Below are 24077 nucleotides of genomic sequence, written 5' to 3' on the forward strand. Positions count from 1 at the left end.
ATCTTCATTGTAGAAGTTTTAGCGAGGAATGTACATGTTTGAATGGCGGTTTCTGCTAGAATGTCCCTTCTTAACCGGAGGTAAATAATGACAGAAAATAGCCTTATAGAATTGGAGGCGGCGGCATTCAGACGCTTGCTCAAGCACTTACAGGATCATCCTGAAGTACAGAATATTGACCTGATGATACTTGCCGACTTTTGCCGTAATTGTTTGGCGAAATGGTATGCGGAAGCGGCGCAGGAGCAGGCTGTCGCCATTGACTATGAGCAGGCCAGGGAGTTTGTTTATGGTATGTCGTATAAGGACTGGAAAAACCAGTTCCAACAAGATGCCAGCCCCGAACAGTTGGCGGCTTATGCGCGTAAACAGGAGCAAAAATGACCAGTACCGCCCCATACCATGCGATGTTTTCAGGTGCTATCGGTAAAGATTACGAGATGTTGAAGCTGTTGTCGCCGTTAGCGGTGGAAATGAGCCGACTGGTCGGTGTGACGGTCAGTGAGTTTCCAAAACCGCCCGGGCAAACCCTGCATGTCGTCGAATTGGGCGGCGGTACGGGTATCACTACCTTGTCGATATTAGCGGCGCGGGAAGCTTTGCACGTCCTCAGTATCGATAATGAGCCGGTGATGCAAAACCAAGCCAAGCAGAATTTGCAAGTTTGGCAACAGCAAGGCAAGCTGGCGTTTTGCGGCGATGATGCCTTAACGGCTTTACAGGCCTTGCCGAATGCAAGTGTCGATGTGGTGGCTTCGGCTTATACCTTGCATAACTTCCCTAACACTTACCGCCAGCAGGTTATCGCGGAAATTTTCCGCGTTTTAGTGCCGGGCGGGCTGTTTGTGAATGGCGACCGTTACGCGCTGGATGATGTTGATTTACACACCCGCACGACCCAAGCCGAGGTCAGCGGTTATTTCCGCATTTTGGTGGCTGCTAATAAGCTGGATTTATTGGAGCATTGGATTGTGCATCTGTTCAGCGACGAATCGGCCAACCACATTATGCGCGAGACCTTGGCTTTGGAGGATTTGGCGGCGGTTGGTTTTACCAGCATCTGTTTAAGCCAGCGTTGTCAAGTCAACGCGCTGGTCACGGCACATAAGCCGCATTAGCCCCAAGCACTTGAATCCCAGTCATTCTTAAGGCCTTAAGCCCTGTTGACAAGCGTTTGATGAGCTGATATTTTCGCCCTTTGGCACTCTCTCTGTACGAGTGCTGATTTCTGTTATTTGTCGAGGTCGGTGTGGGCAAGCATACGCAATTATTAAATGAACGGTCACTGCAATTATTAAAAACCCTGGTCGAGCGCTATATCAGCGACGGCCAGCCGGTGGGTTCTAGGGCTTTGTCGAAAGACTCGGATTTAAACTTAAGCCCGGCGACTATCCGCAATGTGATGGCGGATTTGGAAGATTTGGGTTTGGTGCATTCGCCGCATACCTCCGCCGGGCGGATACCGACGGTCAGCGGCTATCGCCTGTTTGTCGATAGCCTGTTGACGGTGCAGCCGTTAAATGTCCAAGAGCTGAGCCGTCTGCAAGGGACGCTGGCGGCCCAGCATGATCCCAGCAATATGATCGGCGTGGCGTCGCGGTTGTTGGCGGACCTGACCCAAATGGCGGGTGTGGTGACCTTACCGCGTCGGGAGATTGTCTGTTTTCGGCATATCGAGTTTTTGCCTTTGTCCCATAATCGGGTGTTGGTGATTTTTGTCACTAACGAGCAGGAAGTACATAACAAAATCATTTTGACCGCCAAACACTTTAGCCCCGCCGAATTGCAGCAAGCCGCCAATTACATTAATTCCATGTACGCAGGGCGTAGTTTGAATGCGGTGCGCGAAGCCGTAATGAAAGATTTGCGCGATGACCAGGAGCGTGTCAACCAAGGCATGTTGGATGCGATTAGCATGGCGCAACAGGTGTTTAATCAGAATGAGCAAAAAGACGATTATGTGTTGGCGGGCGAAACCAATTTGATGGGTTTTTCGGAATTGGCTGACCGCGACCGCCTAAAAAACTTGTTTGATGCCTTTTATCAGAAGCAGGGCGTTATCGATTTGCTGGACCAGTGCATGAAGGCCGATGGCGTACAGATTTTTATCGGCGAAGAATCCGGTTATCAGGCTTTTGACCATTGCAGCTTGGTGACTTCCTCTTATTCCGTCAGCGATGAGGTGGTCGGGGTGTTGGGCGTGATAGGCCCGACCCGTATGGCTTACGAAAAAATCATCCCTTATGTCGATATTACCGCAAAATTATTAGGCGCAGCCTTGAATCCTAAATCGACACCCCCATTGTAGGCCTAAGCTATCTGTATTCTACGCCCTGTAGGCCGTAGTCAGGCGCGTTTTAAACGGTGTGGTGGTTTTATACGGTTAGCGAAGCCGTTCGTGCTGAGCTTGTCTAAGCCTTGTGCTGAGCTTGTCGAAGCAAAAAAAACGGCTTCGCTAACCCGTAAGCTATCCGCTACCCATGACACATACCCACTAACATCCCATAAAGGTAGAGATAATGAGTAACGAGCAGGAAATCCCGGTAACGCCAGTAGACCCTGAAATTCAGGCCGACGTACCCGCCGAGGCGGCCAGTGCAGAGGCCGCAGAAACGGTTGACGAGACTGAGATCATGGAGCCGGAATTGACCGTGGAAGGTCTGAAAAAAGACTTGGCGCAGGCGCAGCAAAAAGCCCAAGAAAATTGGGATAAGGCGTTGCGTATCCAGGCGGAAATGGAAAATCTGAAACGCCGTACCCAAAAAGATTTGGAAGATGCGCATAAATTCGCCCTGACCGGCTTTGCCAAAGAATTGTTGCCTGTGCTGGACAGTTTGGTATTAGGTCTGCAAGCGGCGACAGGCGATAGCGAGCAGGTGCAAAAATTCCGTGAAGGCAGCGAGCTGACCATCAAGCAGTTTGAAGCCGCGTTGGCAAAATTTAATGTCGTCACTATCGATCCGGTCGGCGAACCGTTCAATGCCGAGCATCACCAAGCGATGGTCATGCAGGTGGTCGAAGGGGCGGTGCCGAATACGGTAGTGACCGTGTTCCAAAAAGGTTATTTACTGAACGGACGTTTGCTCCGTCCGGCGATGGTTGTCGTCGCTAAAGCAGCAGATTGATAACAGGCTTGAAATTAGAAAAACCAGCCTCATATCGTCCATAACAACAAACATTTTTACTAAATTCAAGTCTGGAGAATTCAATGGCTAAAATAATTGGCATAGATTTAGGAACCACCAATTCCTGCGTCGCGGTACTGGAAAACGGTGTTGCTAAAGTTATCGAAAACAGCGAAGGGGCGCGTACTACGCCTTCTATCATCGCGTTCAGCAGCGACGATGAAGTGTTGGTCGGCCAATCGGCAAAACGCCAAGCCGTCACCAACCCTAAAAACACCTTATTTGCTATCAAACGTCTGATCGGTCGCCGTTTTAAAGACGACGTGGTACAAAAAGACATCAAAATGGTGCCTTACAATATCGTTGAAGCCGAAAATGGCGACGCATGGGTCGATGTGCATGGCAAAAAAATGGCCGCACCGGAAATTTCCGCCCGCGTGTTGATGAAAATGAAAAAAGATGCCGAAGCGTATTTAGGCGAAACCGTCACCGAAGCGGTCATTACTGTACCCGCTTATTTTAACGACTCACAACGCCAAGCGACTAAAGATGCCGGACGTATCGCGGGCTTGGACGTTAAACGCATTATCAACGAGCCGACTGCGGCGGCGTTAGCGTTTGGTATGGACAAACCGAAAGGCGACACTAAAATTGCCGTATATGACCTAGGCGGCGGTACCTTCGACATTTCTATCATTGAGATTGCCGAAATTGACGGCGAACATCAGTTTGAAGTGTTGGCAACTAACGGCGACACGTTCTTGGGTGGCGAAGATTTTGACTCGCGCGTTATCGAATACCTGGCGGAAGAGTTCAAAAAAGACACCGGCGTGGATGTCCATAACGACCCATTGGCGTTGCAACGTTTGAAAGAAGCGGCGGAAAAAGCCAAAATCGAATTGTCTTCCAGCCAACAAACTGATGTTAACTTGCCGTACATCACCGCTGATGCTACCGGCCCGAAACATTTAAACGTTAAACTGACCCGTGCCAAATTGGAAGCGTTGGTTGAAGAGTTGATCAACCGCACTAAAGGCCCTTGCGAAATGGCGCTGAAAGATGCCGGTTTGTCTGCAAAAGACATCAACGACGTTATCTTAGTCGGTGGCCAAACCCGTATGCCGAAAGTCCAAGAAATGGTTAAGGCCATTTTTGGCCAAGAACCCCGCAAAGACGTTAACCCTGACGAAGCGGTGGCTTTGGGCGCGGCTATCCAAGCGGGCGTTTTGGGTGGCGAAGTTAAGGACGTGTTGTTGCTGGACGTTATCCCACTGTCTTTGGGTATCGAAACCCTGGGCGGTGTCATGACCAAGCTGATTGAAAAGAACACCACTATCCCGACCAATGCGTCACAAGTGTTCTCGACGGCAGATGACAACCAAACCGCAGTGACCGTGCATGTGTTGCAAGGTGAGCGTGAAAAAGCGTCGGCCAACAAATCGTTGGGCCGTTTTGACTTGGCGGACATCCCACCTGCACCACGCGGTGTGCCACAAGTTGAAGTGTCGTTTGATATTGATGCTAACGGTATCTTGAACGTATCGGCTAAAGACAAAGCGACCGGCAAAAAACAATCTATCGTGATTAAAGCGTCTAGCGGTTTGTCCGATGACGAAGTCGAACGTATGATTAAAGATGCCGAAGCCCATGCTGACGAAGACCGTAAACTGACGGAGTTAGTCCATGCGCGTAACCATGCCGACACCATGATCCATGCGACCGAAAAATCTGTAAAAGAGTTGGGCGAGCAAGTTAGCAGCCAAGAAAAAACCGAAATCGAACAAGCTGTGGAAGCGTTGAAAGCCGCTCTGAAAAATGACGACAAAGACGACATCGAAGCGAAAACCAATGCCCTGACCGAAATCTCCGGCAAATTGGCGGAACGCGTTTATGCCCAAAAAGGCGCGGCAGAAGGCGGTGAAGCCCACAGCCAAACTGGCGGTAGCCACCATGCCGCAGATGACGGCGTAGTCGATGCCGAGTTTGAAGAAGTGAATGACGATAAGAAGTAAGGTGCGCTTGGGTTAATGCCATAGGCGTTAACCCTATTCTTACCGGAAGCCGGAAGCTGTCCTAATGGGATGGCTTCCGGCTTTTTTGTGTTACTGGGTATTAAAACGAATTTCTTAGCTAGGGCGGGTACGCCTTCGGATGGTGATAGTTATGTGTCTGTTGAATTGATATTTTTTTGCCATTCGCTACAGAGCTTTAAAAAAGATCGGCTATTATCTTTAGCCTGCTGTAAATCCATTGATGCTGAGAAGGCTGGTTGGTCGGTGATTTCCCGATATTTACCTTCTTTTATGCGGCTTCCTAGCCATTTTTTAGCATCCCGTATGCCTTCGGGTTCAGGATTGTCGCCATGGGTTATGGAAAACCCACGCAACCCATCCAAGGAGTCACGGGCGGCGATAAACCAAGCCTCATATTCTTTATTGGCCAATATGATGGAGATTTTTCTGTCCGGGACAATTCGTTGGGTTCTGTCAAGAATTTCTCTGCTTAACTGAGCGGGACAGTCGTCATCGGCATCCAATAAAATCACAATCCACCCTTGTTGTTCACATTTTTGCGCTGCCAACATGAGCATACGGTGAAATTCTTCCTCTTTATTAAGAAAGCGGTCACGGCGTACGCGAATGGGCTTGGTTATCTCCAGCCCATAATTGTCCGGGGATAACCAATCTCTTAAGCGGCGCAATAAAATCGGAAAAGCCGCGACTTCACCATCACCTTCCACAATAGCGGTTATTTTCATTCCGCACTGGCTCCAAACAAATCGATTTGCTTCAAGTCAAATTGGCCCAATGCCACAGGGTCTGGCATTAATTGGTCTAGCCTTAATAGTTCACCAGCAGAAAATAAATGCTTTTGTATGCTGTCACGCGAGGCTTCATCAATAGGGGCGATTCTCGTTTCGCCACCATTAGCGACCACGGCAAGCAAGGAATCCGCTGTGATTGACGGGTCATCAAGCAAATCAGGGCTGTGGCTAGTGATAATTATCTGGGTTTTTTCCGATGCGTGTTGTAGCGCTTGGCGCAAGGCGCTGGATGCAGCAGGATGTAGTGCGGTTTCAGGCTCTTCAATACCGATTAATAGTGGCATAAAATCACAGTTTCCTTGAAATAAGGCTGTCAATATGCCTAAGGTGCGTAGAGTGCCGTCTGACATATTCAGGCCATGAAATTCCCAAGGGAATTTAGCTCCCACCATATCTTGCTGAAAGGCGATGGTTTCCATTTGTCCGACCGCAATACGTTTCACGCCATGTACCATAGGTACAACCGCACGAAGATATTCTTTTATGGTATCTAGGGCTTCTGGGGCATTTTTTTCAAGATGTCCCAAAACGCTGGCAATATTTTCCCCTGCTGGTTTAAGTAAACGGCCATCTTGGGGTTTTTGGTAATCGCGTATTAATTTGGGGTTAAGGTTATAAAATCCCATTGCGGTTAGGGCATCAAATACAGGCCTAAAAACAGGTAGGCCAGACGCATTAACCAAAGCCAACCTGTCAGAGGTTACGGCAGGAAAAGCGGATTCGCTACTGGCTTTTAGTTCACCGCCTTCGAGCTTAAAAAAGGAGCCTTTACCCATGCCGCCATTTAAGCCACATTCCTCCGTTTGGACTTCATAACGCCCTCCTTTAAGGCCGCGTATATTAAAAGCATAATAACCCTGTTGTCCGCTATGGAGCTGAAACTCCAAACGGACACCAAAATGAGTTGGATGGCCACTTGAGCGTCTTCTGACTTCGGAAAGTCCCCCGCGTTCATTGAGTGCGTTATCAAGGGAACTGCTTAAAGCATCTCTGACAAAATGTAAGGCATCAAGGAAATTGCTTTTGCCCGAACTGTTAAGTCCCACTAAATAAGTTAAGCTACCTAACCGTACATCACATGCAGCTATGCTTTTATAATTTCGTAAAACGATTCGGGTAAGAAAAGGTCGGTGAGTTTGATCTTTAAGCTTTTCCATTAATTATTTCCTTTGCTTTCAATGGCATTGCCAAAACGCCGTGTCGGCAAACACATACATTACGCCCGCATCACCCAAATTCATATCAATAAACGCTTCATCAAACTGCAAGAGAAAATGTCCATCATACTCGTCGCTTTGTAGCCAGATAGGTTTGCCGGCGGCATAAGATGCCGAAAATACGGCATTCCTTAATTGCTCTAAGGGGTTTTCCTCATCATATTCTTCCGGTTCGTCAAAGATACTTTCAGGGACTTTGACGGGAGTTAGCCGATAACCGCTGGCTTGGTCGCTTTCCCGAAGGGTCTCGGACGGCTCGCCTTGGTCAATGTCATCTTGGGATAGGGCGATCAGGACGGTTTCTGGTGTATGGGGTTCATAGGCTCCGTTGTCTATGCGGTCACTGATAAATAGCGCGACGGCCCGCGCATTGGCGAGCGTGTCGGTTTTCAGTTCCGGCATGTCGTCTAAGTCGATGGTAAGCAGATGAGCCATTGGCAAGCCATTAAGGCGCGGCCAAGTCATTGGCGTTATGCCTAGAGGCACTCCGCCGATCCTTGCCACGGTGGTCGCGGTGGGTTCTTGGTCAATGGCCTCGGCTATATAAATAGTTAGCAGGTTGCTATCTGTCGTTTCCAAGACTTTAGCTGTCAGCTCACGAATCAATTCAATACTCATTTTCTTACCCTCCCCTAAATTAAGGTCAATTTAGCAAGTGTAGCAGTTTATAGAGTGCCTGTTAATAAATCCCGTAATTTTTTGTGGATTTTATTGTTTCGGCTGACTACCTCATAACTGCGGGTTATCCGCTGATAGGAGTTGGTTGGTAAAAACCGCCAGTAAGGCCTCGTCTTCAAGCTGCAACAACGCCACAAACCGCGCCTGTTCTTCGGGGTTGGCCTGTAGGTAGGCCGTATCCAGATAGTGCTGGAGCAACAAATCCAGCTCTAAACTGCCACGGCGGCATTGCCATTTTAATTTTGCCAGTTCCATTATTGCCGTTTGACTAACAGCTTTTTAGTTTCGGCGATGGCTTTGGCGGGGTTCAGGCCTTTAGGGCAGGTGTCGGTGCAGTTCATGATGGTGTGGCAACGGTACAGTTTGAACGGGTCTTCCAATTCATCCAGTCTGGCTCCGGTGTTTTCATCACGGCTATCCGCCAGCCAGCGGTAGGCTTGCAACAAGACCGCAGGCCCCAGATAGCGTTCGCTGTTCCACCAATAACTGGGGCAACTGGTCGAGCAACAGGCGCAGAGCACACATTCGTATAAACCATCTAATTTTGCCCGGTCCTCTTTGCTTTGCAGGCGTTCGGTGTCGGCAGGGGCGGGGGTTTGGGTGGCTATCCACGGTTTTATCGAGGCATATTGCGCGTAAAAATGCGTCATGTCCGGCACTAAATCTTTAACTACCGACATGTGCGGTAAGGGGTAGATTTTGATGGTGTCAGGATAGGAGTCAATGGCTTTGGTACACGCCAGGGTGTTTTTGCCGTTGACGTTCATGGCGCACGAGCCGCACACGCCTTCGCGGCACGAGCGGCGGAAAGTCAGGGTGCTGTCGATGTCGTTCTTTATTTTTAAGATCGCGTCCAGCACCATTGGTCCGCAATCGTTCATGTCTAGTTCGTAACTGTCGATACGCGGATTTTCGCCGGAGTCAGGATCCCAACGGTAAACCTCAAAGCGGCGGATGTTTTTGGCATCGGCTGGGGCTTTGAAGGTTTTGCCTTCGGTGAGTACGGAATTTTTCGGTAAGGTAAATTCAGCCATGTGAGAAATCTCGGGTTGATGGGGTTGGCATGGGGGAGTTAAAGTAAGTTTATCGGCAAAAATAACGGGTCATGCTAAATTTTTAATTCTTGTAAGCACTGCTCAGGTGTCATTGCTCTAAACAATCGACAAAAATTTTCATAACTGATAGCGTTGTTGCAGATAATCCAAACGGGCATCATCGGTTTCATCACCCATGTTAAATTGTCCAGCCAATGGCTTGGCTACCGTTGTTTGCCCATGCAGTAAACCGATACGAAAATAATGGATAAGATCATAAATTTCAGCAAGTTTTTCGCTAGGGATTTGTTTTATCTCGTCGAAAATTTGTTCTTGGAGCATGATACGTTACCTTCTAAATGGTTATCTTGTCCGGCTTTTATTCGCTTGGCGGCATCTCTTCTCTCCTTTAATTGATGCCGCTGCGACTTAAAATGTTTAGTAAACCCGCTCCTTAGGCGGAATCACCTCAACATCATCCGATAAGGTGTATAAATGCACCGGACGGTAATCAATGCTGACTTTGCCGTCAGTCAGCCAAGTAAGGGTGTGTTTCATCCAGTTGGCATCGTCACGGTTGGGGTAATCTTCCCGCGCATGGCCGCCCCGGCTTTCCTTACGGTTGCCGGCGGCGTTAATAGTGACATTGGCTTGAGCCAGCAAATTGTCCAACTCCAGCGTTTCCACCAAATCCGTGTTCCAGATTAACGACTTGTCTTTTACGGTTACATCGGCAAACGAGGCGCTGATGTCGGCCATTGCCGTTATGCCTTCATCCAAGGTCGCTTGTGTCCTGAACACGGCGGCTTTCGTCTGCATGACCCGCTGCATGTCCAAACGGATATCCGAGCTGGAGCGGCTGCCGTTGGCGTTGCGGATTTTGTCAAACCGTGTCAAGGCTTGGTCACACGCGTCTTTATTGAGTGGTTTATGGGACGAGCCGGGTTTGATGAGTTCGGCGCAGCGGATAGCGGCAGAGCGGCCAAACACGATCAAGTCGAGCAAGGAGTTGGAGCCTAAACGGTTCGCGCCATGCACCGATACACAGGCGGCTTCGCCTATCGCCATCAGGCCAGGGACAATTTTATCGGGGTTGCCCGCTTCCAACGTCACCACTTCGGCCTTATAGTTGGTGGGGATGCCGCCCATATTGTAATGTACGGTCGGCAACACCGGAATCGGCTCTTTTGTGACATCGACACCCGCGAAGATTTTCGATGTTTCGGCAATCCCCGGCAGGCGTTCGTGGATAATCGCCGGGTCTAAATGCTCGATATGCAGGTAAATATGGTCTTTGAGCTTACCGACCCCACGGCCTTCGTTAATTTCTATGGTCATGGCGCGGCTGACCACGTCGCGGGAGGCCAAATCTTTGGCGGACGGGGCATAGCGTTCCATAAAACGCTCGCCTTGCGAGTTGGTCAGATAGCCGCCTTCACCGCGCACGCCTTCGGTAATCAGACAGCCGGAGCCGTAAATGCCCGTGGGGTGGAATTGGACAAATTCCATATCTTGTAATGGCAGGCCCGCGCGTAACACCATCGCATTACCGTCACCCGTAACGGTATGTGCTGAGGTGCAGGAAAAATAACTGCGCCCGTAACCGCCCGTCGCCAACACGGTTTGGTGGGCTTTGAACAAATGCAAGGAACCGTCATCCAAGCACCACGCCAATACGCCCCGACATTCGCCGTCCTGCATAATCAAATCTAAGGCGATATATTCGACAAAAAATTCGGCATTGTGCTTTAAGGCTTGTTGGTACAAGGTATGTAAGATGGCGTGTCCGGTCTTATCTGCCGCCGCACAAGTGCGTTGGGCCTGGCCTTTGCCGTAATGGGTGGTCATGCCGCCAAAGGCGCGTTGGTAAATTTTGCCTTCCGCCGTGCGCGAGAAGGGTACGCCGTAATGTTCCAGTTCTATCACGGCCGGAATGGCTTCACGGCACATGTATTCGATGGCATCCTGATCGCCCAGCCAGTCGGAGCCTTTGACCGTATCGTACATGTGGAAACGCCAGTCATCTTCGCCCATATTGCCTAACGCCGCGCTGATGCCGCCTTGGGCGGCGACGGTATGGCTGCGGGTCGGGAAGACTTTAGTCAGGCAGGCCGTTTTCAGGCCTTTTTCGGCCATGCCAAAAGTCGCGCGTAAACCCGCACCACCCGCACCGACCACAATGACATCGTAAGCATGTTCAATAATTTTATAGCTGGTAGCCATGTTTTATCCTACTAAAATGATGCGCAATACTGCCAGCAGTGCCGCCAGTGCCAAAAACAGAAAGCTGAGGTTGACCGCCCAAACGGCGATGATTTTCGCGCCTTCTTTAGCGACATAATCTTCAATCACGACCTGCAAGCCCAGGGCGGAATGATAAAATACCGCCAGTATCCAGGCGGTTATGCACACGGTATTCAGCGGCTCTGCCAACCACGCTACGGTTTCGCGGTAGGGGGCGTTAATGCACAGTTTGAGCAAAATGATGAACGGTAAGGTCAGTGGGATTAATGCCACTGCGGTCACGCGCTGCATCCACCAGTGTGCCGTGCCTGCTTTGGCAGAACCGATGCCGAGGGCTTTGGCTAAAGGGGTCCTAAAATCCATACAACAACCTCTAAATAAAGATTAACGCGATAAAAGTCAGCGCAAACGCCGCACCCAGCTCGATTTTGGCATAATAATCCAAGGTTTCTTTATCGAAACTGTGGCCGGCATCCCAGAATAAATGCCGTACGCCATGGCATAAATGAAAAAACAGTGCGTACACAAAGCCCCAGTACATCAGGGTGACCAGCCAATTGCCCAACACGGCCTGCATCTGCCCATAAGAGCTGGTGCCGCCTGACACCGCCGATAAGATATAAACCACAAACAGCAAGCCTACCGAGAGCATCACGCCAGTGATACGGTGGGAGATGGAGATCATCCCCGTTAACGGCAGTTGGTAGATTTGTAAATGCGGGGAAGTGGGTCGGTTTGAGTTAGCAGCCATAAAGTTCCCGGTAGTGTAAGTTAAAAAGCCCCAGCCCATTTTATCAGACTGTCGTTTTATTGATATTGTGCGGAAAGCGCAGGTAAAAATCTATAGACAGGTACGCATATTGCACAAATATCGTCTGGGTGTCTATAGGCGATGGGAGGATAATAGTAATTTTATTGTATTTTGTAGGGTTAATGGTGGGGTGCGCCAACTCAAAACAGGAGTTTATGCGTTAAGTTCCTTCAAATATTAGCAAAAAACTAACAAAATCATCCCACCTACAGCGTTTTCTTTGCTAAACTCATTAAGAATATAGAATGAATGCCTAGCCGCATTTTTCAGATGAATTATTTTATCTGAAATAAAAAACAGTTTCCGCCGCCCAATTTTACTTATTAGCTGAAAATCGCCAAAACCTCAAAGGCATCTTTAAGGAAAGCAACGTTTTTATATTTTATCAATCCGTTAGGTGGGTTTTATTGGGGGTGGCTGATGCGCTTAATACTGTACTGATAAGCGTGGTTCCAGATGGGTTTTTGCCTAAAGTGCAAAGGGCTTCAGCTTTAGTCGATGCTCTGTAGGAGCAACGTATCCATAAACACACATCCTTGGATGTAGGGTTTTAAGTTTCTTTATCGATCCCTGTTAATTCTATGCCTAGGACAATCATTAAATGAAAGCCATGATCTTATCCCGACCCGCAAAAACCCGCGCTTTGTTATTTTTAGGGCTATTGCTGATGGCGATAGGGATTTTAGGCGGCACTATTTTGCGCAATCTCTATCATTTTAATAGCGTATTATCCTATGTCGAATACTCGCACCGTATCCAAAAGATTTCGGTCGGGCTGCACCAGTCCATTATCGGTTATCTGATCGAAAATCGGGGTGATCTGCAACCGGCGGCATTGACCGCCACCCTGAATGAAATGGAAGAGCTGATGGAGGATAAGCGCTATTTGTCCGAAGCCACCAAAACCCATTTGGCAGAGCTAAAAGACATGCTCAAAGATATAGTCGAATTGGGGCGGGGCGAAAAGAACGAGCGTTTGTCGCAAGCCTTAAAAATCATGGATGAAACTTTGGAATACGAGGCGTTGCAACGCGAAAAATCCCTCGAAGACATCAATCTGAGCACCCAAAGCGAGTTGTACATTGCGCTGGCGATTTTTACCCTGATTGTCGTCGGGGCGGTAAGTTTTTTGCATTCGCGTATCTTGCATCCGCTTAATGATTTGCGCAAGTTGCTGGAGAGGCTGACCGAGGAAAACTTTACCCCCATCACCACGGCTCACTTAGATCCCTTACTGTTGCCGGTCTTTAACAGCTATAATGTCATGGTTAAACATTTGGCGGAATTGGAAGAGGCCAAACGTCTGTATGCGCAATCTTTACAGCATGAAGTCCGCCTCGCTACCCAAGCGTTGTTAGAACAACAATACAGCTTAGCGCGTGCTGAGCGGTTGGCGGCGATTGGCGAAGTCGCCGCCGAATTGGCGCACGAAATACGCAATCCCTTAGCGGGCATACAGATGGCTTTTAATAATCTGCGCCGTGAGATTGCCGACCCGCAGCAAATCGAACGCATTGAACTGATCAATTCCGAACTGAAACGATTGGCGGCCTTGCTGACCGATATGCTCAACCAAAGCAAGCATAGCCCTGAAACCGCCTGTTATTTTGATATGGCGATACTGATCCGCGATCTGGCCACATTAACCCGTTACCAGATACCTGAAACTATCCAACTGGAAATCAATGCCCCCGAACACCTTAAGGTCTATTTGCCAGAAAGCGGTATGCGGCAAATGTTGCTGAATTTATTGCTGAACGCCGCCGATGCGCTGGATACCCAGCTAGGTTTTATCCGTATTAACGTTTATGTCGGCAGCCGGGGCCGAGGCTTGGGTATTGACGTGATAGACAACGGTCCTGGCTTTACCCAAGACATGTTGGCTTACGGCATCCGCCCTTTCCGTACCAGCCGCCCGCGCGGCACGGGTTTAGGCTTGGCGATGGTGCAGCGTTTTGTCAAAAATCTCGATGGCACGATTAAACTGAGTAACCAGCAACCGCACGGGGCTTGTGTTACTGTCTTACTACCCGACGTTTGCCTCGCTGGAGAGCATTATGATTGAAACCTTGCTCATTATTGAAGATGAAAAATTGCTCGGCTCGGAGCTGTCGCGCCATTACCGCCAATCTGGCTGGGAAGTGGTGTTGGTCAGTACCTTGGGCGAAGCCAAGACTTTGCTGATGCAAAAAAATCTCGAACCCTTGCTGATTTTATCTGATATGAATCTGCCGGATGGTAATGCCTTGGATTTCATGGAGTTTATGAAAAAACACGCGGGCTATGCCGAATGGCTGTTTTTGACGGGCTACGGCAGCGTCCCCGATTCTGTCCGTGCCTTGCGTTTAGGCGCCTATGATTTTCTGGAAAAGCCGTGTGATCTGGAACGCTTGGATTTAGTGGTTGCCAGCGCCTCGCGGAGTGCGGCGATACAGCGCCGTTTAGTAGACCAGACCCGGCAAGGCTATCGGCGTTATTCACCCGATGCCTATATCGGCCATAGCCAACAAGCGCAGGGTATCCGGCAAATTCTCGGTAAGCTCACCCAAGTGCCGTTCAGTGCCTTAATTATTGGCGGCGAAAGCGGTACGGGTAAGGGCTTGGCGGCGCGTATCCTGCATTATGGCGGCTCCCGCGCCCAGCAACCGATGATTGAAGTCAATTGCGCGGCCTTGCCGCGCGAGTTGTTGGAATCGGAATTGTTCGGCCACGAGCCGGGGGCCTTTACGGGGGCATCTGGCCGGCACCGTGGTTTATTGGAACAAGCCGATGGCGGTACCTTATTCATGGACGAAATTGGCGAAATGCCTCTGGATTTGCAGGCCAAATTATTAAAGGTGATTGAAGACCATAAAGTCCGCCGCTTAGGGGGTGAGAAAGAAATCAGTGTCGATGTGCAAATCGTCGCCGCCAGTAACCGTGATTTGGAACAAATGGCACAGGACAGCACCTTCCGTTCTGACTTATACCACCGCCTGAGTGTGTTTAAGGTCATCTTGCCGCCATTACGCGAAGCGGTTGAAGATTTGGACGAGTTGGTGCCTTTATTTGTTGCCGAATACAACGCCAAAGCGGGTAAGCAAGTGCGGGCGATTCCTGATGAAGTGTGGAAGCAACTTAAAGCCTATCATTGGCCGGGTAATGTCAGGGAATTGCGCAATGTCATCGAACGTTGCGTGTTATTCGCCGACAGCCCGATTTTCCCCGGCCAATGGCTGCAACTGCCCGGGCAACAGCTTAATAAAGTGATCCCGCTTAGCAGCGGCGATAGCCTGAACTTGCCCTTAGACGGCAGTATGGCCTTGGATGATATGGAACGCTTTATTATCAAAACTGTCTTAGACAGGGTTGATAACAATCTGACCGCCGCTGCCCGAATGCTGGGCGCGACCCGCGAGACCTTGCGCTATCGGGTGAAGAAATACAATCTGAAAATGGTCGATGGTTAAGCAGCCAAGAGGTGTGATATGGCGGATGAAGCGTTACTGCTCTGGGGCGTGGTGTTTAGCTCATTAGGCTTGGGCTATTTTATTTACGGCAAAAAACAAGGTGCGCCCGTGCCGCTGGTGTGCGGCTTGGTGCTGATGGTTTACCCTTACTTTATCTCCAGCACCTTGGTTCTGGTTGCGCTGGGTATGGTCTTGGCGGCGATACCTTATTTTATCCGTCTGTGAGGTCTTCACAGACTTGCCGATGGCCTAATGGTGTGTCCTAACCTATAAATGGCCATTATCGGGTGGGTTTATTGGCAATCCCAAACGGAATATGCACCATCGGGATATTGCTGGCGGACGCTTGCAAATGGCTGAGCTGGTCATCAAAAAAGATATGCGGTTTTAGTACCGATAAAATCCGCGCCTTGTCCATGCCGCCTAAGAAAAATGACTCGTCCGCCGACACGCCCCAGCTTTTTAGCGTGGTGACCACCCGCTCATGCGCAGGGGCATTTCTGGCGGTGACAATGGCAATGCGGATGATTTTTTGGTAAGAAGGGTCTTCTTGGCGCTTAGCCTCTTCCAGCCGCTGCATAAATGCGAGATTTTTAAACAAACCCGCCAACGGCCCCGGCTGGTGGGGTATGGCTTGCTTTTCGGTTTCGTGGGCGACAAACTCGGTCAAGGAATGGTTTTTTTTATAAACCGCCTCGGCCTCATCATCGGCAATCACACCGTCAAAGTCGAAAGCCACCCGCAATTCCGCATCTTGCCCATCATCATAAATCACCGAAGGCAATACGACCCCCGCCGGATAACCGGCATTAATCGCTTGTTGCACATCGTTTTTATTGGCGCTTAAAAACAGCGAGGCATTAAAAGCGGGGACATACTTATGCGGCGAATGCCCGGCCATAAAAGCCGCACGCGTAATGTCCAAACCATAATGTTGAATCGAGCGGAAAATCCGCAAGCCCGTTTCAGATGAATTGCGCGACAACATCACCACCTCAACCGGGCATTGCTCAGGAAACGCCTTGTTAATGCCTAAAAACCGCCGGATAAACGGAAACGCCACCCCGGTCGGGAAAGGCTGGTCTATATGTGCCTCCTGATGGCGGCGGTAATCGTTATAGCCTTTATCCAAATAGATTTGGTGCGATTCGGATAAGTCAAACAAGGCACTGGACGACACGCCGATGACAAACTTGCTTTCGATAGCGTAAGCGGACATCAGAAAATCCAAGCCATCTGTTTGGGGCAGGGGCTTATCAAGCCCACAGCCCGTAAGATTTTTGCATAACGATTAAAGAAAACCCCAGCACGGCATTAATGGCTTGCAGGGCTTTGGTGCATTGTTGTTTGTCATCACCAAACTCTTCAATGACAATGGCAAATAATTCTTTGCTCATTAAATACATGGAGCCGGTCATAAATTCAAGTGGCAATTGGATGGCGACATGGGCATCTCCGACATTGCGCATTTTTTCGGTGAAGTCGGCATCGATGTCTTGGGTGAATAAGCTGTTGAGCCAATTCAAATGCGTGGTTTTCAGATGCTCTATCCGCTCACTATGGGCTTTTAAAAAATAAAACGTATCTGATGTGGTGAGCAGTTTAACGTAAAACGCATCGGTCACTTTGGGCAAGTGTGGCGTTATAACAGGTGCTATTTCTTTTAGGCGGCTTTCAAGCTCACTGCTTAAGCCAGAAATGGCTTTACCGCTGGTCATTATTTTGTTTATCATAAAAGTATCGCCTTTGTTTTTATTGTTGTTTTGGCAATGATATAAATTATTATGTCATTTGTTCAGGTTTTATTTATCGGGTATTGTGTGCCGTATAAACCATTAATTCCCGTTTCCATTCGGGGGGAAATCGACTTAATTGGAAGGCGTGTAAGCGGAGCTAAGGTTTGAAAATAGCGTTTCGCTTATGCCGGTCATTTTCAGGAACGGTTCAAGTTCCCGTTGTAAAAAGGATGTCTGATACGATTGTTGCATGATTAAAAGACAGAAGCCTATGGCTGAAATGACCGCGTTAGTCAGTTCCGCTTTTTTTGTGCTGTCGAGGGTTAATGTTTCAATTTCGCTGATGATTAAATTCGACAAGAGCGTCATCGACCCCGCCATAAATTCAACAGGCAAATTAATTTTTACATGCACATCGCCGACTTTATACATGGCTTCGGTGTAATGGCTATCAAAGGCTGAAGAAAATAAGCTTTCAAGCCATTTGCTATGGGTTTTTTTTAATTGTTCTATTCTTCCTTCCAAAAATGGCTTGGTTTTCTCTATGGTTATGAGTTTTGCGTAAAAAGCATCGGTAATGTTAGGGATTCTTTGAAATATTTCGTCTTTTACTGAAGCAAGCACTTCTTCGTGCCCATCCGTCAAGCCGGAAAAACTTTTTGCATATTCTGTTAATGCTTGAAAGTTAATGGTATTTTTCATGGTTTTTATATTCAAAGTAGATGCAGCTTAAAGGGTAGTTGAATAATCCGTTGTTGGTATAGCATAAAGCAATTATGGCCTGCTTAGATGTTACACATCAGGCAGTATAAGGGTTACACAGAACGGACAACAGCCCCTTTTCAAAGTTTACTAATTCTCTTATATTCATTTCATAAGTGCAATCGAAATTAAACGGCTATGAGAGGCTATTATCCTGACTGTGGCGGAGCACTGTCGGGCTTCTGGCCAAAGGCAAGCCTTTGCGTAGCTATTCCATAAAAGCTACGTTTTCCCACTCGACGCACCCTGCGGCCTACGCTGTTTTATGGCATAATGCCATTATTTATTTTCCCTACATCTTGTGCATTTATCCATGTCGAATAGAAAAATTCTTGTCACCAGTGCCTTGCCTTATGCAAATGGCCCGATTCATTTAGGCCATTTGGTTGAATATATCCAGACTGACATTTGGGTGCGTTTCCAAAAGCAACGCGGCCACCAGTGCCATTATGTCTGTGCGGACGATACCCACGGCACGCCGATTATGTTACGCGCCGATAAAGAGGGTATTACGCCGGAGGCATTGATCGGCAAGGTCTGGGAACAGCATTTTGCCGATTTTAACGAGTTTGGCGTGGCTTTTGACAATTATCACAGCACCCATTCCGAAGAGAACAGAGTCTTGTCGGCAATGGTGTATACCCGGCTGCGCGATGCCGGGCATATCAGTTCGCGCACCATTACCCAGGCCTTTGATCCGGTAAAGAATATGTTTTTGCCTGACCGTTTCATTAAGGGCGAATGCCCTAAGTGTGGCGCGGCTGAGCAGTATGGCGACGGTTGCGAAGTGTGCGGGGCGACCTATTCGCCGACGGATTTAAAAAATCCGGTGTCGGCCATTTCCGGCGAAAAGCCGATTGCCAAAGATTCGGTGCATTATTTCTTTGATTTGGCCAACTTTACCGAAATGCTGAGCGCGTGGACAAACGCCGGGCATTTACAACCGGAAGTGAGCAATAAGCTCGCCGAATGGTTGGGCGGCGGTTTGCAGCAATGGGATATTTCGCGCGATGCGCCGTATTTTGGTTTTGAGATTCCTGACGCGCCCGGCAAATATTTTTATGTCTGGTTAGACGCGCCGATTGGCTATATGGCGAGTTTTAAGAATCTGTGCGATAAGCAGGGCTTGGATTTTGATGCGTTTTGGGCTAAGGACAGTACGGCGGAACTGTACCATTTTATCGGTAAGGATATTATTTATTTCCATGCCTTGTTTTGGCCGGCGATGCTGAGTGGTGCGGGTTTGCGCACGCCGTCGGCCATTTTTGCGCATGGCTTTTTAACGGTGAACGGCGAGAAAATGTCCAAATCACGCGGCACGTTTATTACCGCGCGGACGTACCTGGAGCATCTGAACCCTGAATATCTGCGCTATTATTTTGCCGCCAAACTAAGTGCGGGGGTTGATGATCTGGATTTAAATTTTGATGATTTCAGCCAACGGGTCAATGCGGATTTGGTGGGTAAGGTGGTGAATATTGCCAGCCGTTGCAGCGGCTTTATCACTAAGCGTTTTGCTGGGGTATTGTCGGCAAATTGCGCGGAACCTGCGCTGTTCGCCGATTTTCTCAGTGCCAATGCCAGCATCGCCGACTTTTACGAAACCCGCGAGTTTGGTAAGGCAATGCGCGAGATTATGGCCTTGGCGGATAAGGCCAACCAGTATATCGACGAGAAAAAGCCGTGGCTGTTGGCAAAAGCCGAGGGTAAAGAGCAAGAACTGCATGAGGTGTGCTCAATGGGGCTGAATTTGTTCCGGGTGCTGGTGTTGTACTTAAAGCCAGTGCTGCCGGTATTGGCGGCAGAAGCGGAACACTTTTTAAAGCTTGCGCCGCAAGCGTGGACGGAGGCGGTACAGCCGTTGTTAGCCCATGAAATTAATGAATTTAAGCCACTGATGACCCGTGTCGATGCCGATAAAATTACGGCAATTGTCGATGCGTCTAAGGAAAATCTGGAAAAGACGGCGGTGGTGGCCGCACCTGTCGCTAAGCAGTTTGAGCCTATCGCGGAGACGATTGATTTTAATGACTTCGCCAAGCTGGATTTGCGTGTAGCCAAAATTGTTAAGGCCGCTGCGGTCGAGGGTTCTGATAAGCTGTTGCAGTTGACGGTGGATATAGGCGATGAGACCCGGACGATTTTTTCCGGCATTAAGTCGGCCTATCAGCCGGAAGATTTGGAAGGGCGGTTGACGCTGGTGATTGCTAACTTGGCACCGCGCAAAATGCGTTTTGGGGTGTCCGAAGGCATGGTGCTGGCGGCAGGGCCTGGGGATAAGGAAATTTGGCTGCTCAGCCCTGATAGTGGCGCAGTGGCGGGGCTACGGGTTAAGTAGCTTTTTGGGTCATCACGCATTTATTGGGCAGGTTATGGACACTAACGATAAGACAATCAAAGTGTATTACAACTCGGCCTGTCCGGTGTGTAAGGCGGGTATAGAAGCGCAACAAGGCGAGCTGCAAGCTTGTCAGATCGCTTGGCAAGATGTCCATGCCGATAACAGTTTAGCCGCCGAAGTGGGGGCGGAGCTTGAGTTTGTCCGCGAACGCCTGCATGTGGTCGATGCGAAGGGCAGGGTGTTGGTCGGTTTTGCTGCCCTTTTGGAAATTGGGCGGCATTCGCCTAAGCAGCAGAAGTGGGTCAAGGTGCTGGGTTTACCGGGCATCCGCCAGCTTGGTGGGTTAGCTTATAATGGCTTTGCCGCCGTCTTGTACCGTTGGAATAGGCTAAAAAAGCATTGGTAAAGTCCCAGTTTAATGGCTTTTGCTTACCAAGTAGCACAACCCCATCCCCAGCATAACCCCTTAAAATGCAGCCATTTCAAACAGGAAAGTAAATGGCAGAAACCCACGTCATAAGCGCACTGGTGGCGAAGCATTCAGTGCTTGCCGGGCTGGTCGATCACCACAAGAAGGAGGTTCCCGGCTCTTGCAGGACGTTAAGCTTTTGGACGTAACCATCCGACTATCCGAGCCGGATTCAAAGCCAATTGAAAAAAGCTACCAGCATTCTATAAATTCTCTCAAGAAACACAAACAGATAGCAAGGACAAAGATGGCACAATCAATAGAGCCAAATATTGCTGATTTAGCTAATAGCTGGCTTAAATCTTACAAGTTAGATTACAAATTAGAACAAGAATCTTTAAATACAGAAATAGACAAAGCACTGTTTGATTACTTTACTAAAAGTGGTGGAACAGGGGCAAATCGTCCTGATGCAAAACTACTATTGCAAGATAAAAATCTTAGATTTTTTCCAATACTGATTGAATACAAAGGATATAAAGATAAATTGGAAAAACTTGACGCTAACGGACAAGTTGAAAACCGAACTTCCAAAAATGAACCCCATTTCAAAAATATCAAGTCGTTTGCGGTAAACGGCGCGGTACATTATGCAAATGCCCTGCTACATCACACCAGTTATACCGACATAATCGCTATCGGGATGACGGGTTATAAAGATGAAACAGGAAAAATCCAACATGAAATGGGTGTATATTATGTTTCAAAAAGCAATTTTGGCGCAGGGCAAAAAATTGGCGAATATTCAGACCTTTCTTTTTTAGCACCTAAAAATTTCGATGCCTTTATCGAAAAAGTAAAAACCTTGAGTCTGTCGCAAGAAGAAATAGATAAACTTAAGGAACAACGGGAAAGAGAAATTGATGCCAGTTTGGTAAAGCTCAACAACGATATTTACCGAAACGAACAAGGCTTGGGAGAAAATGACCGTGTTTATCTCGTTGCCGCTGCTATTATTGCAACCATTGGCATACCTGGAAAAGTGACACCGCTCGAAAAATCCGACCTAAAATCGTCTACCGAACAAGGCAATACTGACGGTGAAATCATAGTAAGGAAAATAAAAGCCTTTTTGAGTGAAAAAGAACTACCAAAAGAGAAAAAAGAGCTTATTGTAAGGACGTTACAAAATACACTTTTAACCGAAAATATCAACAAAGTTGAAAACGGCGAAAGCCAACTCAAAAGGGTTTTTACAAAAATTGTCGATGACTTGGGCATATATTACAAAATAGGCTTAACCACCGATTTCACAGGAAAGCTCTTTAATGAAATGTATGGCTGGCTCGGTTTTTCGCAAGACACACTCAATGATGTTGTTCTGACACCTGCCTATGTCGCTACACTTCTGGTAAAACTGGCAAGGGTAAATAAAGACTCTTATGTATGGGATTTTGCTACAGGTTCAGCAGGCTTGTTGGTAGCCGCCATGAACGAAATGCTAATCGATGCCAAAAATACCCTTACTTCACCCGAAGAACTTACTCAAAAAGAAATCACAATAAAAGCGGAACAATTGCTAGGTTTAGAGTTGCTATCAAGCGTCTATATGTTGGCAATCTTAAATATGATTTTGATGGGCGATGGCAGCTCCAACATTTTAAACAAAGACTCCATAAAAGATTTTGACGGAAAATACGGTTTTGGCAAAATTGACAATCAATTCCCTGCTGACGCATTTGTACTTAATCCGCCGTATTCTACACAAGGCAACGGGATGATCTTTGTGGAAAAAGCCCTTGGAATGATGAACAAGGGCTATGCGGCTATCATTATTCAAAACTCGGCGGGTTCGGGAAGGGCGAAAGAATACAATAGAAGAATATTAGAAAAGCATACGCTATTAGCAAGTATCAAAATGCCGATTGATTTGTTTATCGGTAAATCTAGCGTACAAACTAATATCTATGTGTTTAAAGTAAACGAAAAACACCATAAAGATGAAATGGTGAAATTTATCGATTTTTCTAATGATGGCTACACCCGCACCAACCGCAAAAAAGCCAGTAATAACCTAAAAGACACCGACCGCGCCAAAGAACGCTATGAAGAGTTAGTAAATTTGGTGCGCTTTGGGAAATCGAAACTAAAAATATTTATCGATAAAGAATATCATGAAGGTGCTATTGATCCCAAAAACGGCGCTGACTGGAACCAAACCGCACAGATAGATACAAAACCAACTTTGCAAGACTTTAAAAAAACGGTAAGCGATTACTTGGCTTGGGAAGTAAGTAGCCTTCTGAAACAGCAAGGCGGAGAGGATGAACGTCTGGGAAAGTAATCACCCCACTTAACGAGAAATTGAAAAAAGTTAAGTGGGGAAAGCATAGAATTGAAAAGTTATTTGGAAAATCTACTCGTGGAAAACGACTAAAAAGTGATGACAGAATTTCTGGAACTTTACCTTTTGTGACAGCGGGAGAAACCGATGAAGGAATTTCTGCATTTATCGGAAACGATGTTACTGTTTTTTCAGAAAACACCACGACAATTGATATGTTTGGTTCTGCAAAATACAGAAATTACAAATATGGCTGTGACGACCATATTGCTGTTGTCCATACCGAGAATTTGCCAAAATTTGCAGCCCTTTTTGTAACAGCGGCCATTCATAAATCGTCGTATACAGGAAAGTTTGATTATGGAAGAAATTTTTATGCGAAAGATGCAGATGAATTAAACATTTTACTACCAACGAAAAATGGCGAAATAGATTTTGAATTTATGGAAAGCTTTATAGCGGAGCTAGAAGCGGAGCGTATAGCGGAATTGGAAGCGTATTTATTGGCTACTGGGCTAAAAGATTACACCTTAACTGCCGAAGAACAACAGGTTTTAGATGATTTTGAAAATGTAAAATGGCAAACCTTTAATCTTGAAAAACTATTTGGAAAATCAACTCGCGGTAAGCGCTTGAAAAGTGCAGACAGAATTTCTGGAACTTTACCTTTTGTGACAGCGGGAGAAGCCGATGAAGGAGTTTCTGCATTTATCGGAAACGATGTTACTGTTTTTTCAGAAAACACCACGACAATTGATATGTTTGGTTCTGCAAAATACAGAAATTACAAATATGGTTGTGACGACCATATTGCGGTTGTCCATACCGAGAATTTGCCAAAATTTGCAGCAATTTTTGTAACAATGGCAATTCATAATTCATCTTATACTGGAAAGTTTAATTATGGAAGAAATTTTTATGCAAAAGATGCGGATGAATTAAATATTTTACTACCAACGCAAACCAACCAACCAACCAACCAACCAAATTATGCCATCATGGAAACTTTTATCTCCGCTATTCAAAAATTAATTATAAAAGAGGTGGTTTTGTATGCCGATAAAAAAATAGCAGCTACTAAAGAAGTCGTATAGACTAATTAA

24 protein-coding genes are annotated in these 24077 nt (G+C 47.5%); 12 read left to right on the forward strand and 12 right to left on the reverse strand.

Features of this window, described 5'->3' with window-relative positions; all coding sequences use genetic code 11:
• Positions 1-87: 87 nt before the first annotated feature.
• The 5 genes from CEK71_RS07525 to dnaK all read left to right on the forward strand — a co-directional run bounded on the left by CEK71_RS07525 (position 88) and on the right by dnaK (position 5137).
• Positions 88-384: a DUF1244 domain-containing protein gene (locus CEK71_RS07525; protein ID WP_088618815.1), complete on the forward strand. Its 297-nt coding sequence runs from the start codon at positions 88-90 to the stop codon at positions 382-384.
• Positions 381-1118, forward strand: coding sequence for a class I SAM-dependent methyltransferase (locus CEK71_RS07530; RefSeq protein WP_088618816.1), 738 nt, complete (start codon positions 381-383; stop codon positions 1116-1118). The genes CEK71_RS07525 and CEK71_RS07530 overlap by 4 nt, the downstream gene beginning before the upstream one ends.
• A 131-nt stretch (positions 1119-1249) precedes the next feature.
• Complete coding sequence (hrcA, locus tag CEK71_RS07535) at positions 1250-2308, forward strand: heat-inducible transcriptional repressor HrcA (protein WP_088618817.1); 1059 nt, start codon at positions 1250-1252, stop codon at positions 2306-2308.
• 211 nt (positions 2309-2519) lie between these two features.
• The gene (gene grpE / locus CEK71_RS07540; protein ID WP_088618818.1) at positions 2520-3125 is read left to right on the forward strand and encodes a nucleotide exchange factor GrpE; all 606 of its coding nucleotides are present in this window, start codon (positions 2520-2522) and stop codon (positions 3123-3125) included.
• A gap of 83 nt (positions 3126-3208) precedes the next feature.
• Complete coding sequence (gene dnaK, locus CEK71_RS07545; RefSeq protein WP_088618819.1) at positions 3209-5137, forward strand: molecular chaperone DnaK; 1929 nt, start codon at positions 3209-3211, stop codon at positions 5135-5137.
• A 149-nt stretch (positions 5138-5286) separates the two neighbouring features.
• On the opposite strand, the gene CEK71_RS07550 is transcribed toward dnaK, so the two are convergent.
• The 9 genes from CEK71_RS07550 to sdhC all read right to left on the reverse strand — a co-directional run bounded on the left by CEK71_RS07550 (position 5287) and on the right by sdhC (position 11873).
• Positions 5287-5883: a DUF4276 family protein gene (locus CEK71_RS07550; RefSeq protein WP_088618820.1), complete on the reverse strand. Its 597-nt coding sequence runs from the start codon at positions 5881-5883 to the stop codon at positions 5287-5289.
• Positions 5880-7106 (reverse strand): AAA family ATPase, encoded by a 1227-nt coding sequence (locus CEK71_RS07555; protein ID WP_088618821.1) that lies wholly within the window; start codon positions 7104-7106, stop codon positions 5880-5882. The genes CEK71_RS07550 and CEK71_RS07555 overlap by 4 nt, the downstream gene beginning before the upstream one ends.
• 18 nt (positions 7107-7124) lie before the next feature.
• Positions 7125-7784 carry a DUF1963 domain-containing protein gene (locus CEK71_RS07560; RefSeq protein ID WP_088618822.1) on the reverse strand — a complete coding sequence of 220 codons (660 nt, stop codon included), beginning with the start codon at positions 7782-7784 and terminating at the stop codon, positions 7125-7127.
• Between the two features lie 111 nt (positions 7785-7895).
• Positions 7896-8099, reverse strand: coding sequence for an FAD assembly factor SdhE (locus CEK71_RS07565; RefSeq protein ID WP_088618823.1), 204 nt, complete (start codon positions 8097-8099; stop codon positions 7896-7898).
• Positions 8099-8878, reverse strand: a complete 780-nt coding sequence (locus CEK71_RS07570) for a succinate dehydrogenase iron-sulfur subunit (protein ID WP_088618824.1) — start codon at positions 8876-8878, stop codon at positions 8099-8101. Before CEK71_RS07570 ends, CEK71_RS07565 begins: the two co-directional genes overlap by 1 nt.
• A 138-nt stretch (positions 8879-9016) precedes the next feature.
• Positions 9017-9220 (reverse strand): hypothetical protein, encoded by a 204-nt coding sequence (locus CEK71_RS07575; RefSeq protein WP_088618825.1) that lies wholly within the window; start codon positions 9218-9220, stop codon positions 9017-9019.
• Positions 9221-9316: 96 nt separating this feature from the next.
• On the reverse strand, positions 9317-11101 hold the full coding sequence (sdhA, locus tag CEK71_RS07580; RefSeq protein WP_088618826.1) for a succinate dehydrogenase flavoprotein subunit: 1785 nt from the start codon (positions 11099-11101) through the stop codon (positions 9317-9319).
• Between the two features lie 3 nt (positions 11102-11104).
• A complete protein-coding gene (gene sdhD, locus CEK71_RS07585) occupies positions 11105-11485 on the reverse strand; it encodes a succinate dehydrogenase, hydrophobic membrane anchor protein (RefSeq protein WP_088618827.1) in 381 nt (126 codons plus the stop codon).
• Positions 11486-11495: 10 nt separating this feature from the next.
• Positions 11496-11873, reverse strand: a complete 378-nt coding sequence (gene sdhC / locus CEK71_RS07590; protein WP_088621537.1) for a succinate dehydrogenase, cytochrome b556 subunit — start codon at positions 11871-11873, stop codon at positions 11496-11498.
• Between the two features lie 661 nt (positions 11874-12534).
• Between sdhC and CEK71_RS07595 the strand changes: the two genes are divergently transcribed.
• From CEK71_RS07595 to CEK71_RS07605, 3 genes are read left to right on the forward strand one after another with little or no spacing between them, the layout of a single operon-like run.
• On the forward strand, positions 12535-13998 hold the full coding sequence (locus CEK71_RS07595) for a sensor histidine kinase (protein ID WP_088618828.1): 1464 nt from the start codon (positions 12535-12537) through the stop codon (positions 13996-13998).
• Positions 13991-15382 (forward strand): sigma-54-dependent transcriptional regulator, encoded by a 1392-nt coding sequence (locus CEK71_RS07600; protein ID WP_088618829.1) that lies wholly within the window; start codon positions 13991-13993, stop codon positions 15380-15382. Before CEK71_RS07595 ends, CEK71_RS07600 begins: the two co-directional genes overlap by 8 nt.
• A gap of 18 nt (positions 15383-15400) precedes the next feature.
• On the forward strand, positions 15401-15607 hold the full coding sequence (locus tag CEK71_RS07605) for a hypothetical protein (RefSeq protein ID WP_088618830.1): 207 nt from the start codon (positions 15401-15403) through the stop codon (positions 15605-15607).
• A 55-nt stretch (positions 15608-15662) separates the two neighbouring features.
• Here the strand turns inward: CEK71_RS07605 and CEK71_RS07610 are convergent, their stop codons facing one another.
• From CEK71_RS07610 to CEK71_RS07620, 3 genes are all read right to left on the reverse strand, one after another.
• A complete protein-coding gene (locus tag CEK71_RS07610) occupies positions 15663-16601 on the reverse strand; it encodes a 5'-nucleotidase (protein WP_088618831.1) in 939 nt (312 codons plus the stop codon).
• A gap of 37 nt (positions 16602-16638) precedes the next feature.
• Positions 16639-17115: a protoglobin domain-containing protein gene (locus CEK71_RS07615; protein WP_088618832.1), complete on the reverse strand. Its 477-nt coding sequence runs from the start codon at positions 17113-17115 to the stop codon at positions 16639-16641.
• 135 nt (positions 17116-17250) lie between these two features.
• Positions 17251-17820 (reverse strand): protoglobin domain-containing protein, encoded by a 570-nt coding sequence (locus CEK71_RS07620; protein ID WP_088618833.1) that lies wholly within the window; start codon positions 17818-17820, stop codon positions 17251-17253.
• Positions 17821-18193: 373 nt separating this feature from the next.
• On the opposite strand from CEK71_RS07620, the gene metG reads away from it, so the two are divergent.
• The 4 genes from metG to CEK71_RS07640 all read left to right on the forward strand — a co-directional run bounded on the left by metG (position 18194) and on the right by CEK71_RS07640 (position 24068).
• Positions 18194-20218: a methionine--tRNA ligase gene (gene metG, locus CEK71_RS07625; protein ID WP_088618834.1), complete on the forward strand. Its 2025-nt coding sequence runs from the start codon at positions 18194-18196 to the stop codon at positions 20216-20218.
• 34 nt (positions 20219-20252) lie between these two features.
• The gene (locus tag CEK71_RS07630) at positions 20253-20627 is read left to right on the forward strand and encodes a thiol-disulfide oxidoreductase DCC family protein (RefSeq protein ID WP_088618835.1); all 375 of its coding nucleotides are present in this window, start codon (positions 20253-20255) and stop codon (positions 20625-20627) included.
• Positions 20628-20937: 310 nt separating this feature from the next.
• Entirely contained in the window at positions 20938-22974 is a 2037-nt protein-coding gene (locus tag CEK71_RS07635; protein WP_088618836.1) for an HsdM family class I SAM-dependent methyltransferase, read from the forward strand.
• A 20-nt stretch (positions 22975-22994) separates the two neighbouring features.
• Positions 22995-24068: a restriction endonuclease subunit S gene (locus CEK71_RS07640; protein ID WP_088618837.1), complete on the forward strand. Its 1074-nt coding sequence runs from the start codon at positions 22995-22997 to the stop codon at positions 24066-24068.
• The last annotated feature ends 9 nt before the right edge of the window (positions 24069-24077 follow it).

This window comes from Methylovulum psychrotolerans, from assembly GCF_002209385.1.
GTDB lineage: Bacteria > Pseudomonadota > Gammaproteobacteria > Methylococcales > Methylomonadaceae > Methylovulum > Methylovulum psychrotolerans.